Source organism: Providencia sneebia DSM 19967 (assembly GCF_000314895.2).
GTDB lineage: Bacteria > Pseudomonadota > Gammaproteobacteria > Enterobacterales > Enterobacteriaceae > Providencia > Providencia sneebia.
This window is the reverse complement of sequence record NZ_CM001773.1, coordinates 2,234,009-2,248,460: the sequence shown is the minus strand read 5'-3', so window position 1 is coordinate 2,248,460 and position 14,452 is coordinate 2,234,009. Positions and strand designations below refer to the sequence as shown.

Annotated in this window: 12 protein-coding genes and 1 pseudogene; 4 read left to right on the top strand and 9 right to left on the bottom strand. The window is 37.0% G+C overall.

Features of this window, described 5'->3' with window-relative positions; all coding sequences use genetic code 11:
- Nucleotides 1-931: 931 nt before the first annotated feature.
- Nucleotides 932-1,834, top strand: coding sequence for a DMT family transporter (locus tag OO7_RS09375; RefSeq protein ID WP_008915711.1), 903 nt, complete (start codon nt 932-934; stop codon nt 1,832-1,834).
- A 242-nt stretch (nt 1,835-2,076) separates the two neighbouring features.
- On the opposite strand, the gene OO7_RS09370 is transcribed toward OO7_RS09375, so the two are convergent.
- The gene (locus OO7_RS09370; protein ID WP_008915710.1) at nt 2,077-3,006 is read right to left on the bottom strand and encodes an NAD-dependent epimerase/dehydratase family protein; all 930 of its coding nucleotides are present in this window, start codon (nt 3,004-3,006) and stop codon (nt 2,077-2,079) included.
- 101 nt (nt 3,007-3,107) lie between these two features.
- Between OO7_RS09370 and OO7_RS09365 the strand changes: the two genes are divergently transcribed.
- From OO7_RS09365 to mnmH, 3 genes are all read left to right on the top strand, one after another.
- Nucleotides 3,108-3,503 carry a MerR family transcriptional regulator gene (locus tag OO7_RS09365; RefSeq protein WP_008915709.1) on the top strand — a complete coding sequence of 132 codons (396 nt, stop codon included), beginning with the start codon at nt 3,108-3,110 and terminating at the stop codon, nt 3,501-3,503.
- Between the two features lie 234 nt (nt 3,504-3,737).
- Entirely contained in the window at nt 3,738-4,637 is a 900-nt protein-coding gene (locus tag OO7_RS09360; protein ID WP_008915708.1) for an endonuclease/exonuclease/phosphatase family protein, read from the top strand.
- Nucleotides 4,638-4,825: 188 nt separating this feature from the next.
- Nucleotides 4,826-5,914, top strand: coding sequence for a tRNA 2-selenouridine(34) synthase MnmH (gene mnmH, locus OO7_RS09355; RefSeq protein ID WP_008915707.1), 1,089 nt, complete (start codon nt 4,826-4,828; stop codon nt 5,912-5,914).
- A gap of 39 nt (nt 5,915-5,953) precedes the next feature.
- On the opposite strand, the gene OO7_RS09350 is transcribed toward mnmH, so the two are convergent.
- The 8 genes and pseudogenes from OO7_RS09350 to OO7_RS09315 form a co-directional block, all read right to left on the bottom strand.
- Nucleotides 5,954-7,240, bottom strand: a complete 1,287-nt coding sequence (locus OO7_RS09350; RefSeq protein ID WP_043892692.1) for a hypothetical protein — start codon at nt 7,238-7,240, stop codon at nt 5,954-5,956.
- A 73-nt stretch (nt 7,241-7,313) separates the two neighbouring features.
- Nucleotides 7,314-8,633 (bottom strand): bpX6 domain-containing protein, encoded by a 1,320-nt coding sequence (locus OO7_RS09345; RefSeq protein WP_043892691.1) that lies wholly within the window; start codon nt 8,631-8,633, stop codon nt 7,314-7,316.
- Nucleotides 8,626-10,512, bottom strand: a complete 1,887-nt coding sequence (locus OO7_RS09340; protein WP_008915706.1) for a hypothetical protein — start codon at nt 10,510-10,512, stop codon at nt 8,626-8,628. Before OO7_RS09340 ends, OO7_RS09345 begins: the two co-directional genes overlap by 8 nt.
- A gap of 41 nt (nt 10,513-10,553) precedes the next feature.
- The gene (locus tag OO7_RS09335; protein WP_008915705.1) at nt 10,554-10,982 is read right to left on the bottom strand and encodes a bpX5 domain-containing protein; all 429 of its coding nucleotides are present in this window, start codon (nt 10,980-10,982) and stop codon (nt 10,554-10,556) included.
- Nucleotides 10,979-12,079: pseudogene (locus OO7_RS09330) on the bottom strand (AAA family ATPase); the annotation flags it as partial. The pseudogene OO7_RS09330 and the gene OO7_RS09335, both read right to left, overlap by 4 nt.
- A gap of 267 nt (nt 12,080-12,346) precedes the next feature.
- Nucleotides 12,347-12,610 carry a YjbD family protein gene (locus tag OO7_RS09325; protein ID WP_008915704.1) on the bottom strand — a complete coding sequence of 88 codons (264 nt, stop codon included), beginning with the start codon at nt 12,608-12,610 and terminating at the stop codon, nt 12,347-12,349.
- A gap of 157 nt (nt 12,611-12,767) precedes the next feature.
- On the bottom strand, nt 12,768-13,229 hold the full coding sequence (locus OO7_RS09320; protein ID WP_008915703.1) for a YaiI/YqxD family protein: 462 nt from the start codon (nt 13,227-13,229) through the stop codon (nt 12,768-12,770).
- Nucleotides 13,230-13,348: 119 nt separating this feature from the next.
- Nucleotides 13,349-14,377, bottom strand: coding sequence for a threonine aldolase family protein (locus OO7_RS09315; protein ID WP_008915702.1), 1,029 nt, complete (start codon nt 14,375-14,377; stop codon nt 13,349-13,351).
- Nucleotides 14,378-14,452 lie beyond the last annotated feature (75 nt).

Sequence of the window (14,452 nt, the reverse complement as noted above, 5' to 3'; positions counted from 1 at the left end):
AAAATTAGACAGAGGATTGGTCACAAGCTGAATTCGGTGATGGGTTTGTTTCAGTGCAGCAAGTTACTCATTCAGGGCACATTGTTTGTTATCGTATGTTTTTAGACAAAGCCGATTTACCTGAAGAACATCAAAACCGCTGGATAGACTTTATTTTCTGATTTTAACGCCTAAACTAACCAACACAATTAACCAGCAAGAACGCTGGATTTCTTCATTTCATACTTAGGTTCGCATAATGCATATTATGTTAAATATGGCGTAATAAGGAATAACTTCATGAAATAGATCCTTTCAATGATTTAGCACTTCAAAGCCCTATTGACTCAGATAATACGTGTCAAACTAAATAGTAAATAAACTATTGGATTCATACTGGATTCAATAATTGAAATTTAATTTAAGATCAAAAAAGCCGAAATACTGGTTATCACTACCTCGACAAGCCTAAATAATCTGAACACGATATTCCACGTCACCATACAGGATATTATATCATTGCATTTTTAATCATATATAAAGCATTATTTTGCAAAAAAATGTGGGGGTTTTTAACTCAAATACTAGCCAATGCATTGACAGTTGACATAAATTGCATTTAAATGTTTTATGTTAGAGTGACCGTGCAATGAATAAATATTGGATTATCTTTCAGCATCCAAATACAGATCTTTTTTTTTGGTCACCTTGATTCCCACTCCCTTTGCTTACCCAGCTGAGGGATTTCATCTTAAATTTTAAATATAATGCAAGGTAGCGACATACCCTTAGAAAAGGAAATATACAGCCATGTTTTAAGTGCTATGGGGTTGGACGATACATTACTTCAGGGAGCAATTCGCATGAGCTTTAGTCATATGACTGAACGTGAAGAAATTAAAACAGCAGTGGAGTTAATTGCAGGTACTGCGCAGCGCCTACAGGGTATAAAATGAAGGATGAGATACCAAAACGCTGGATTGCCGAACTATTGCTAGTCATTGTTGCCGCTGGTTGGGGAATCGGTTTTCCCGTTATGAAAATGGTGGTAAATACCTATCCGGTAATGATGATACTAGGGCTGCGCTTTCTGCTTTCTGCCTTCCTTTTACTCCCGTTCAGCTTGAAAGGATTGGGCGCACTATCCCGACAAACATTACTGTCTGGACTACTGCTGGGCCTGTTATTGGGAGCTTCATTTGTGTTCCTGATTTATGGCCTTCAATTAACAACTGCCTCAAATACCGGTTTTCTCGCTGGCCTTAGTGTCATTTGGGTGTTATTGCTCACAGGGCCATTAATGGGAAAGAGGCCCTCTTTTGAAGCTATATTGGCGACATTGTTTGGTATTGCAGGTTTATATCTGATGGCGGATATTCAAGGATGGCAGCTCCAACTCGGAGATGGATTGGTTATTATTGGATCGCTATTCACAGCCATGCATATTATTGCTCTCGACCGTTTCTGCGCACGCCATGATAATATGACCCTCACGTTTTTACAGATCTCGACTATAGCCTTAATTTTTTTAGGAATACAATACATCAGCGGTGGAGAGGTTCTCCCTAGCAATTGGAGTAGTAAACTTGTCTTGGCTCTAGGGATAACTGCTGTCTTTTCTACTGTCATTGCTTTTTGGGTACAGACGCACTACCAACGGCATACAACTCCGACACGAGCCGTTCTGATTTACAATCTTGAACCGGTGTTTTCTGCACTTTTCGCTCTCTGGTTGTTGCATGAAACGTTTTCTGCTAATGTTATTTTCGGAGGGGGGTTAATTCTGTTAGGGATGTGTCTGCCTGGTATTCTGAAGGTATTTTCAAAATCCTCTAGTGTAAAGTTACGTGAATAAGGTGAGGATTTTCTCACTATTGCAAAGATTGTAGTGGTTTATTACAGCACACTCAGTCCTCACGAATATAACAGCGGGTTACTCCCAAACGAATCTGAAAGAAGATATTGGGAAAACTCTAAAGTGGTGGCCTGTTTTAGTTGACTATGACAATTTCCAATATTCAGAGAGCGAACTGGTTATGAATAATTAGCCTCATATCCAAACTCGCTCCTTAATTAATTTATACCGTTGAATACTTCCTATTTTATTGATTCACGGAATATCAACTCAAGTCCTTGTCGATAGTTGGTTATCACGAATTCAGGGAATCGTTGTTTGAACTTTGTTGAATCAAAAATATTATTTTGTTCATAGCGTGGAAGTAATTCTCTCATCTCACCCACTTTTCGAGAAAATATTCCAGCGATTCGCAGACTCCATTTATCAAGTACTTTGTAGGCAAGCTTTACTCCGAAAATTTCACTCGCTAATGCCACAAACTGTTGATATGTCAGTCGATCATCACAACATGGAAGATGCCATGTTTGACCAAAAGCATCGGGTGTATTGCCTAACATTGCTAATGAACGGCTCGCATCTGGCGTCCAAATAAGAGTACGTAATTTATCATCTTTTACGGGAATTAGCGCCTTCTTGCCAGCTTTTAGTTTATCGATAATCAACGCATTCGTAAAACTTTGGGTCTTGCCTGGACCATAAAATTCAGGTGCTCGCCCTATTAATACTGGAATTTCACCCTTTGCCATTTCATCTAATACCATTTTGGTCATTTGCGCACGTACTTTTCCTTTGCGACCTACAGGTTCAAAAGGCATATTTTCTGTTTGTATACGTGCATCTTGTGGGTACATATAGGTATTATCGAAGTAAATAAAACTCGCGCCAGTAGCTCTGCAACTGTTAAGCGCATTTTTCAGCATAGTAGGAAATTGTGCTTCCCATAATGCAGTATCTGGTGGTAATCCCGCTGTAAAATAGACAATATCACTCCCCTCAACTGCCGTATTAGTTTGGCTAGCATCAAGTAAATTAGCGGATACTAATAAGTCAGTATCATTCACTTTTTTAGGATTACGACTGACTAACCTCAGTTCTTTTGTGTAATTACGATTCAATTCACGCGCTAGTTCAACCGCTATTTGTCCATTAGCACCCAATATTGTCTGCATTTTATTCACCTTATAACCTTTAATCTATTCACTCTTTCAAATATGCTAACCTTAAAGTAAGGTTTAATGTCAAACTTCATTTTTTGCAGAGGTTCTTAATCATGAATATAGGTGAGATTGCTCGACATACAGGTATTAGTCCATCTCGCATACGTTTTTACGAACGTATTGGGCTACTCCGGACAGTCAAGCGCAAAGCTAACGGGTATCGTACCTATTCTGATAATGATATTGCTATCCTTAAATTAATTATAGCAGGTCAAAGTGCTGGTTTTAGTCTTGAAGATTTAAACAAGTTATTACCTAAAGAAGCTGATCAATGGGAACAAGGTGTTTTGCTTGATGCCCTATACAGTAAGGTGAAAAGCATTGAAGCTCTTCAAGAAAAATTAACTGAAAGTAAAAAACAGCTTCTAAGTCTAATTGAACAAATTGAAACGAAACCACAAGATATAAGTTGCAGTGAAAATGCTCGCCGCTTGTTATTAAAGCTGTAATCGGTCCACTAAATTTAGCGGTAGATATTTCATTTATTATACTAAAATCCATCTCAATGAGATTCTCATCATCATAAAATGCCATTCAAAATTGTAATAATTTGATTTTTTATGCATGAGCCAGCTCACATTAAATGATTACGATTATTGTTATGGTACAGTCTTAGTTATTTTGTAATACAAAAAATGTATTGTTTTATAAGTGCCATTTTAAGTATACACACGGGAAAAATAATGAAACTAAATCTATTAAAAATAGGCGCATCTGCGGCATTGGCTATTTCTTGTACTGCTTTCGCAAACACAACAGGCTCAGAGATTTTGGCTGTTCAAAGTGGTGGTACACCAGATAAAGTTTATCTCGAAAACAAACCGACAATTAAAGTTGCTACCTACAATATAGGGAAAAACGAGTTATCCAGCGATGTATCTGATTTCAAAAAACTAAACCAAGCAATTGCCAAAATTGATGCAGATGTCATTGTCTTAACGGAAGTTGATAATAAAACTGCACGTAGTAATAAGGTTGACCAATTAGCAACTTTAGCGAAAGATAACAAAATGCATTATGCATTTGGTAAGGCATTAGATTTTGACGGTGGTGAATATGGTGTCGGGATCTTATCTAAATACCCTATTGAAAAATCAAAAGTAATTAATTTGCCTTCCGGTGATGCTGAGCAACGAGTTGTTTTAGTATCGCAAATTAATAAACCTGATTTTGACTCCCCAATTATTATCATGGGAACTCATTTAGATTGGCAAAAAGACCCAACAATTCGTATTGGGCAGGTTCGTCATATATTAGATGCATCTACTGGTGATACAGATACTGGTTTTGACAATATAGCCGCCTCGATAAAAATATTAGCGGGTGACTTTAATTCAACGTCAGAAGAACAGCCTATCAAGGAATTACGCTATTTTTGGAACCCTGTAGAGAAATCTGATGTCAATCATCGTAGCTGGCCTGCTGTTAACCCAGCCATTGACATTGACCATATTTTCACCTTTAAAGGGCAAGTATGGGACGTTAAAAACCTAGTTATTCCTAAAGATAATAAGGATTTCCAATGGTCACAAGTCAGTGATCACCTCCCTATTATTGCCGAGTTAGAATTGCAAGAACAATAAAATCGTGAAATCCCGCCGAATATTGGCGGGATCATAAAGTTCCAACATGAGATGAGAAATATTTTGCAATTCCCCCTACTCACTCGATAAATATTTTAAGTTTTACAAGTCATAGCCTCTTCCCGTACAACCCCAATTATTTCAGGTATAATTTCATCAATTATCAACTAAATTAAAATACATTTTATATGGAATTATTGCCATCAACCCAAAATCTTCACCAGATTCTTACCCAAGATATACCCATAATTGATGTCAGAGCACCTATTGAGTTTGCTCAAGGATCTCTACCTTCTGCTATTAATTTACCATTAATGTCAAATGAAGAACGTGCTGCTGTAGGAACATGCTATAAACAACAAGGTTCGCAACAGGCAGTTTCTTTAGGCCATAAATTGGTAAGTGGAGATACTCGGACTAAAAGGCTAAATGATTGGCAAACCGCTTGCCGACTATTTCCAAATGGTTATCTCTGCTGTGCGCGAGGTGGAATGCGCTCACATATTGTACAAGAATGGTTAAAAGATATCGGTATTGAATATCCATTAATTATTGGTGGTTATAAAGCATTACGTAAGACTACAATCGAGTCTATAAATCAATTAGTCCAGCGAGAAATTATCTTAATTGGCGGCTGTACAGGCAATGGCAAGACAATCATGGTACGTGGGCGTTCTGATGGAATTGATTTAGAAGGCATTGCCCGTCATCGTGGTTCTTCATTTGGTCGAACATTAGAAAATCAACTTTCTCAAGCAACTTTTGAAAACCATTTGGCAATAAAAATGTTGAAAAAATCACCTCAACATACACGATGGATATTAGAAGATGAAGGTAAAGCAATTGGCGCAAATAGTATTCCAGAAAATTTACGCTTACAAATGGCGCAAGCCCCATTAGTGATCGTTGATGATCCATTTGACTATCGTTTAGAACGCTTAAAAGAAGAATATTTTGATCGTATGACAAATGACTTTTTAGCAGCTTATGGCGAAGAACAAGGTTGGCTAGCCTATAGTGAATATTTACATCATGGTTTATCAGCTATTCGTAAACGACTGGGCTCTCAACGAGCTACTGAATTAATACAACTTCTTGATCTTGCTTTAAATGAACAAAAAAAGGGTGCATCAACAGAAGTCCATTTCTCCTGGTTAACACCATTACTTAAAGAGTACTATGATCCTATGTATAATTACCAATTAAGTAAAAAACAAGAACGAATTTTATTTCGTGGGCGCTATCATGAGGTTATCACTTGGTTGGACAACCATTAGGATAGTCATCCGCCCTATTTATTTAGCCTGATATTTGACTTATTTTAATTGCAAGCTGAATTTATTTACTTTTCCTTTTGACCAATCAATATGTACCAAGCGCCCTTCTTGGTCAAATAAAAGCCAGTTTGTCATCTCAGTTCTGGCTGTGGGTTTTGCATCAATTGGCCAATTTAACTCAAGGCACCTATCAAATCGTTTTGTATAAAAATGGAATAATGTGGTTGATGTCGATGATTGTTGCCATTGAGTTAAAATACCAGCTTGGGAGCTCAATTTAAACGAACGTTTTTCTTCAATTGATAGTGCTTTAGGAAGCTGTAGTATTTGCTGATAGCTAGAATTAAAATGCGATATTGTTACTTTATTATCTTGAATCGTGTGATAAGAATCGAAAGTTTCATTTATATAAATTTCAATGTTATTAATATGATAAGGTGCATCAGTACAACTAACTAAACGCCTTTCTGGTAATGTATAACACCAAAATTGCCTATCTTCACCACCAATTAGCCAATATTCATGTGTTGCCGTACGTTGGATTTTTAATACCTCACCAGTTAATGCACCAACATGCCAAACAACTTTAAAATTATTTCTAACATCCACAACTTGGACTACATTATTAATACTTAATGTCCAAAACATACCATCGAATGAGTCAGCAAAAGCCGTTAATTTGAGCATTCCTAGCTCTAATATTGTTTGTGTTGCGATTGTTAACTGATGAATTTGATAACATTGACTTCTTGGCGCGAGTAATAATGTAATTTGCTGATTATCTGAAATCACAATCCGGTATGTCGGTATGGGCTTATGCCACACTATTTTCCCAGTCGATTCGACTAATGCAACACCCACTTCACCTAATGCAATAAGATAGCGCTGGTCGCTAACTGTGACAACGTCACAAATAACATATTCTCCACGATTAGGCAAAGAGATATTCATCGTGTTTTTTTGCTTATCAAATGAATTTACGGGTATTTTGGGAAATGCACTTGTAGGAAGATCATTTTTTAGCAGTTTATCTGTACTCCTGCTAATAAGCCCTTTTATCTCTTGTGTTTCTAAGGTTTCATTTCCTCTAAACTGATCAGCAATAATCGGCCTAATTAATTGATTAGTTATTCTATTTATTATTGCATTTTGTTGTTTTGCAGAAAGGATTTCTCTCGCTAATATTACACGTTCATGCACTAAAGTAGGTTGGCTCAGTATGGGGTTAATAATATTTTCACATTCAGAAAATGTATCAGGTAATAATATCGCCCATTTAACTATTGCCCCAATCGTCATTTGACCACCAGCACGATAAGATTTCATTAACCAATCTTTCGCCAGTTCACTCGCCGAATCATTATTTATTGGCCAAATAACGTCTATAGCTTGTAGCCAATCACCTCCTATCAGCTAGTGATTCCGCCCACTCTTTACGCATTCTTGTCGCAATATCCGGATGTTTTTCTTGTAGCTGTAAAATAACAGATGAAAACGTGTGGTGTAGCCGTGCATAATTTATTGCAGCATCAACATCACCACTTAAACAATGTAAACGCGTGATACGTTCTGGCGACATAGACCATAAATGAGCAAGTTCAGCTGCTTGTTGATAACGCTCAAAACGCTCTAAGTAATCAAGTGCTTCATCATATTCTTGCAATAATTCAGCAAGAATAAATAAGGCTTCATCGTTCCGGCCAGCTTTATCTAATTGTATAAATTGTTTTCTATAAAGCTGTTTTAAATATTGCTGCGCCTCTTCACCAAGATAAATTCCCTTACTCACTTGATTATTAGATAATATTTCAAGGCTATTTCTACGCTGTAAAAAACCTAAATAAGGTGAAGGTGGCGGATCACTAAAATCTTGGTTTTTACTCAATGGAATGCCATGACGTAATGCTTGTTCAATGTTATTTTCTTCAAACATTTTCATCATTTTATTAATATAATTGGCATGCTGTTTACCAATTAGAGAAGCTAAGCCACTTTCCATCGCCAATTTTGCCAGCCAACGTTGTAGTTTAGGAAGCTGCTCAATAGCTTGTGAATTATTATTATCGTTAATAGCATCTCGTGTTTTTGAACTTATCAAACGGGACAAAATGCGGTGCATAAATGATGTTTTTCCAGTTTTACTACTTTCGGCAATATTTGTTTCATAACGGCTTTTGTTTTCATGCGCCTTCAATGTTTGTAAAAACTGTTGTTGTGCCTGACTCGCTTTCGGGATATTTTCGCCAATAACTTTTCGTACATCTTTTTCAATCAAATTATCAGGATTAACTTCAATAATAAATAACTCAGAATAATCATCAGATTGTTGAAAAGAGTACTCATCTAAATCAATATAATCAGAGAGTGAAATAGGTTGAGCATGCGAAAAAGAGAGTGCTATTACGAGACCATTTCGGATAACCCAAGCATCTGCTAACGGTAAACGTTTAATTTCATCAGGATCCAAAGGCGCAGAGCTATAAGTATTGCCGTATAAAGTTAACGGCCAACCATCCAATAATGCGCAATCTATTGCTTTTGACTCAGCAAAACACAATAAATCGCCTTCATCAAAACGATAAGCTTGACAACCTGTTTGCCAATATTTAATTAATAAATTGACTCGCATAGATTCGTCAAACCAGTCACATGGAAGCCATATCCCAGAGATAACGCGATAGCCCGATAACAAAGGATGACGGATATACTCTTTATTCACTGTCTGCCCCTTGTTGTGCTATCGAATGTAAGCTTAGTCGTAATTGATTATTGTAAACATCAAAGACGACCACTTGTTTATTTTCAGTTATTAATGCTAACAATCCAGTCTTAGGACTAAAGGTATATCGCGCAATTAATGAATTCGTATGATAAATTTTTTCAATTTTACCCTTAGAATAATAGGCAATATTTACCTTATTCTGATTTAATATCAGTAAATTAAGCTGAGTAAAGTCCTCAATATTATTTTCTGTTCTTTGGTAATATAAACCAATAGCATGCCAACCATGCGGTAAGCTGACATTTTCAATCGCATCCGGACCTAAACTCATATTGTAGAGCGTCCAACACTCGTGCTCCCGTAATTGTGTAGAGACAGCACAAGAAACAGTGCTGTAACCATCAGAATATTTATGTCGGTATGCAAAGAGTACCTTTTGTTTATCTGAAATTGTTTTACTCGGGATAGATAATAAATGGCGCTGTTGAGAAAGCTCACTATTCACAATAATTTGATACAGTGAATCACCTTCAATATAGATATAAGCCAAGGCATTATCGGCTATTTTCTCTATACCGAGCACACGTTCTCGTAATGCTTGATAACCTTTTTGGTGATGTTTTGAGGAGAAAAAAACTAACCGCTTGGCGATGTCTAGTACAAATAATCCTTTTTTTTCATAGCCGTGTAAAAATGCACTTGAAAGTATTCCGGCGCGGCTAGAACTTGCAAAAAAATCACTTTGTGGCGGCTTGTTAATATAAAATTGTGTTGGTAACTGCCAAAATCCAATACCCTCTTTGTATGCTAATAAGGCACCCATCCTCTTACCGTGACACTGTAACGCTAATATCGACGTGGCCGCAGGATACATTTGATAATCTAAATTCTTTTTTTGAGGTCGATTTGTTGGATTATTTTTATTTAAAATTGGAGGGATTTTTATCACCGCAAATCCTGACCTTCCAAGCAATGCAACGCCAATGCAACTGCCATGAAATGAAATAATAGGTGGTATCATCAATGACACTATAAATTGATCGTTATAACTATTTTGTATCGTTGTTAGTCGTAAGTTCCCTTTAATCAGTGGAATACTTAATTTTTCAGGCGGCATTGGCAGTTGTACATAGCGATGATGGCCATTACCATGAATATACGCATCTATTTTTTCTTGTCTTATATCATCTGCAACTAATTCAATACGATGAGTCGCAGGAATTGAGGCTAAAAGCGTTTCTTGGTTAGCTCCTGTAACTAACCATAATTCACCGTTTTGGATATTATCATCTAATTGAATAAACTCATGCCATTGCGCTATATGTTCTGGTAAAACAGGAGAATAGGTTCGTTGTTTCAGTAATGCTTGAAGATGGTTAATATTTTCAAGCGGTAATAATATTTTTGGGGATTGTAATGTTCCCCACTGAAAATCACACCCGGCCTGCTCCGCTCTTTGCGCAAATAAAATTAGTAACGCGATATGCACTAATCTGCATGCACCTAATTGAAAAGGTCCACAATCAAATAATATTGTAATTTGATTTAACGATTGTTCAATTTTATGGTTTGCCGCTAAAAATAAATGTTCTGAATTTATAGCTCGACGGATAAATTCATCTGGCAATTCATCTGCAATTAACCATTCACTGAGTAAAAGATGTTGATAATCTCCTTTACGTTCAATAACCCCTAATCCATCTTGTTCAGGTAATCCACCTGTATGCTTCCCATGAACAGGCCCTACAACCCGATTAAGTCTCTGTAGAATTTCAGAAAAGGCGGGTACCAGCTCGGGAGATAACCAACTTAACCATGTTTGCCATGGCTGAAGTGCTTTAGGTAGAAGCGCTGCTTGTGATATAGGTAACGGCATGATGAGTCACTAAGATCCTTATATCCTAATTCCATACAAGCTTATATAAAGCTTTTTTCTAAAAGTTTCCCCAATAAAGGAGAGCTGAGTCGCCAAGGATTATCAAGAGGAAACACCATCATCGGTGATGGTAAAATAAGCAATGAATGCTGTTTAAATGTCTTCTTCAAAGCCTGATTAATAATACTATGAGGCAATATAGGTTGCTGGTGAGTTGGAAGCCATAAACCGACAGTCTGCGCTGAAGGTGCAATATACATCCCTCCATCAACCCAAGGTAATAAATTAGAGTGACCAATCACCACCAGCCAATTTTTTCCTGTAACAACCTTTAATTTTTGTTGATTATCTGCATCAAGATCAGCCAAACGTTTTGTTAACTGCCTTGCTGAATCACCTATCGCTACAACCGCTTCGGGAGTGAGAGGTTGCTCATTTATTTGCCATTCTATTGATAATAATAAACTCATAATAAATGACTAAATTGTACCGCTAAACGAGTTCGTAGAGTGGCGAGTTCTTCATCTAACATTTCCGTTGAAAAATTAGCATCAATTTCTCTTAATGCCATTTCAGTATCCGCTTTTGACGGTGTTTGGGCATTTAAAACTTCAGTAGCAAGCTCAATTAAGCGGTTTATTCGAGCTTGTGGCTGAAGCGTTGCTTCTTCAACTGCACTAAATAACCGAGAATTCATTGAGATTGAAAATTTCTCACTCAGAATATTACGTCCTTGTAATTGCATCTCTTGCGTTGGGATCACATATAATAGTGGCCACAAATCTTGTGCTGTAGCAATGTTGCGACCATTTAAAACAGCTGCTGCTGCAATTAGCCTCTGAGCACGTACTACGCGCCTATCTGAAAGTAAAATACCTTCATTTCTTAGCACACGAATAGCATCCGCTAAAATTGGGCGAACTTCGGTCAAATCCACCTGCTTAACTGCGAGGTGTAATTCGTCCAATTCATTAATATCTAATTGCGGTTGTAAATTAGCTAAACTGGCTTCCCATCCCCCTTGTAGCATTTCTTCTAATTGGTGATCAGGCGTTGAATCTATGAAGAGGTGTAGAAGAAAACGATCAGAGAAAGCGGCTAAATTATTATCTTCCGGCAAGCTATTTGCTGCACCAATACACACCTTAAGCGGTGTAATTAAATCGGTATGCCCACGTTTAAAACGCCGCTCATTTAAAATACCTAACAATGTATTTAAAATAGCGGTAGAACCTAGAAAGACTTCATCAAGAAAAACAATATCTGCTTCCGGTAGCATTCCTGTAATATCTGTTTCTACACGGCCTTCTTTAATTTTTTAAATCAACAGCACCAAATAATTCGGAGGGTTCAGTAAAACGCCCTAATAGATACTCAAAATAACGTCCGCCTAAAGTTTGTGAAACACGGCGAACAACTGCGCTTTTTGCAGTACCGGGAGGGCCAATAACCAATAAATGCTCATGCGCAATTGCAGCCAATACGACTAATTCAGCAAGTTGTTCACGACCGACCATGCCCTGTGTTGAGAGTTTAATCGCTTGGCGAAGATTATCGGTAATTCCATTTATTGTCGTAGGCATATTTCATTAAAGTAATATAAAGAAGGTGATATCTTTATTATCTGAGCTTTAATCTTCCGACACAATCTTTTATTACCCGATAATGAAAAAATAGAGAAATTATAGGATGTGATAAATCAATGTAATAAATATGGGGAATTAAACTATAAGTTTAAAAAATAACTCGGCGAGTTTAAAATAAAACAGAATTAAGACAGAACCTAAAAAATGTTCTGCCAATATGAAATAATTTGGTTAATAATTAATTATTATTAACGTAAACCTCTACTGTGATTATTAGAAGACCAACTATATGTAGATTCACTTGGTTTCAGCTTATCTTTTTTCTTTTGTGCCCGTACTTTTTTAGCTGCCGCTTCAACTTCTTTAGATATTTCAGCGACAATTTCATTTTTAGTTCGGCTATGCTCTGCATTGGTTAATTCGCGCCCTAATTTTTTCCTTTCTTGACCTAATCGCGTTTTTACTCTCATTCTTTGCGCTTCAGTCATTTCTTGTAGCGTTAACATTTTCATTTTATTACCTCAGTCATCGCGTAGAAATAGCAATATAACATTCAAATTATGTAACTCACCATCTAAATATTAAAATAATGCCATTTAAATCGTTAAGGTCAATTTATGACACGTTAAATGCAATTGAAATAGTTAGCTCATTCAATTGCTACCTTATTCATGCTGATAATGCTTTCTTACGCTCTAGTAACCACTTTGATAGCTCATTGGCAAATTGCTGACGATCACGTTGACTAATCGTTGCAGGCCCACCTGTTTGAATGCCACTTGCTCGCATTGTATCCATAAAATCACGGATCGCTAAACGCTCACGAATCGTCGCATCAGTATAACGTTCACCACGGGGATTGAGCGCAATCGCGCCTTTTTCAATAACTTCAGCCGCAAGAGGAATATCGGCCGTAATCACTAAATCATGGGATTGTACACGGCGAACAATTTCATTATCAGCAACATCAAAACCGGCAGAAACTTGCAATGTTTTTAAATAAACTGAGCCGGGCACAGTGAGACGTTGATTTGCAACAAAAGTTATTTGGACTTTTTCGCGATCTGCCGCCCGATATAAAACTTCCTTGATAACTTTTGGACACGCATCGGCATCAACCCAAATAAACATAACATCACTCCAAAATGTAAAATTCATGAAAAAAATAACAATGTTCTATATGCAATTTTTATCATGAATTATAAATAGATAGAGTGCGATTATATTACATCGCACCCTAATTGATACATTTAAACTAATTTTTCAAATATTGCGATAAACTGGTCAATATCTTGTTGAGTTGTTGACCACGAAGTACACAATCGCAAACAACTTTTACCCAATTCAGGTTCGCAAATTTTATACAATTTATAATGCGATATTAATTGCTCGGCTAATGAATTAGGGAGAATAACAAAAACTTGGTTAGATTCAGGTGGCGCAAGAAACTCAAAGCCATGCTTTGTGAAAACATCCACCAGCTGACCTGCTAATGAATTAATATATTGCCCTAATTGGAAATAGAGATCGTCAGTAAACAATGCATCAAATTGTGCAGCCAGTAACCAGCCTTTCGCCTGTAAACCGCCCCGCTGTTTTATGCTATAACGAATATCAGATTTTAATGTAGGATTTAGGATCACCAGCGCTTCCGCCGAAAATGCGCCAATCTTTGTTCCTCCGATATAAAATATATCAGTAAGCTGCGCAATATCCTCAATAGAAAGGTCACTCTCTTTGGACATTAAACCTGACGCTAAACGAGCACCATCCATAAAGAGCAATAGCCCATGTTTTTCGCATTCAGTTTTCAGTTGCTGTAACTCTTGTTTGCGATACACAGTACCAATTTCAGTGGAATTACTGATATAAACCAGTTTTGGTTGAACCATATGCTCATCATTACCATGTTCGGCAATAACTTTCTGAATATGTTGAGGCTCAATTTTTCCTGAATTTGATGATACCGTAATTACTTTATGTCCTGTCGCTTCAATTGCGCCAGTTTCATGTGTGGCAATATGACATGAATCAATTGCAATAACGGCTTGATGTGGGCGTAACACATGGGAAATGGCAACTAAATTAGTGATAGTTCCGCCATTAAAAAAGTGGATATCAGCATCCAAACGGCCTATTCTTGCGCGAATTCTCTCTGCAATTTGGTGTGTATAACGATCAGTTCCATAGCCATCAAAACGTTTCCCCGTTAAATTATTCAATGCATCCATTACTTTTGGATGTGCTATTTCATTATAATCATTTTGAAAACTGTACATCATAAATCCCACTATTGATTGTTGTCAGGTCTACGGATTGTTAGTTATATTCGCTTCTTAATGTTTATTCAACCA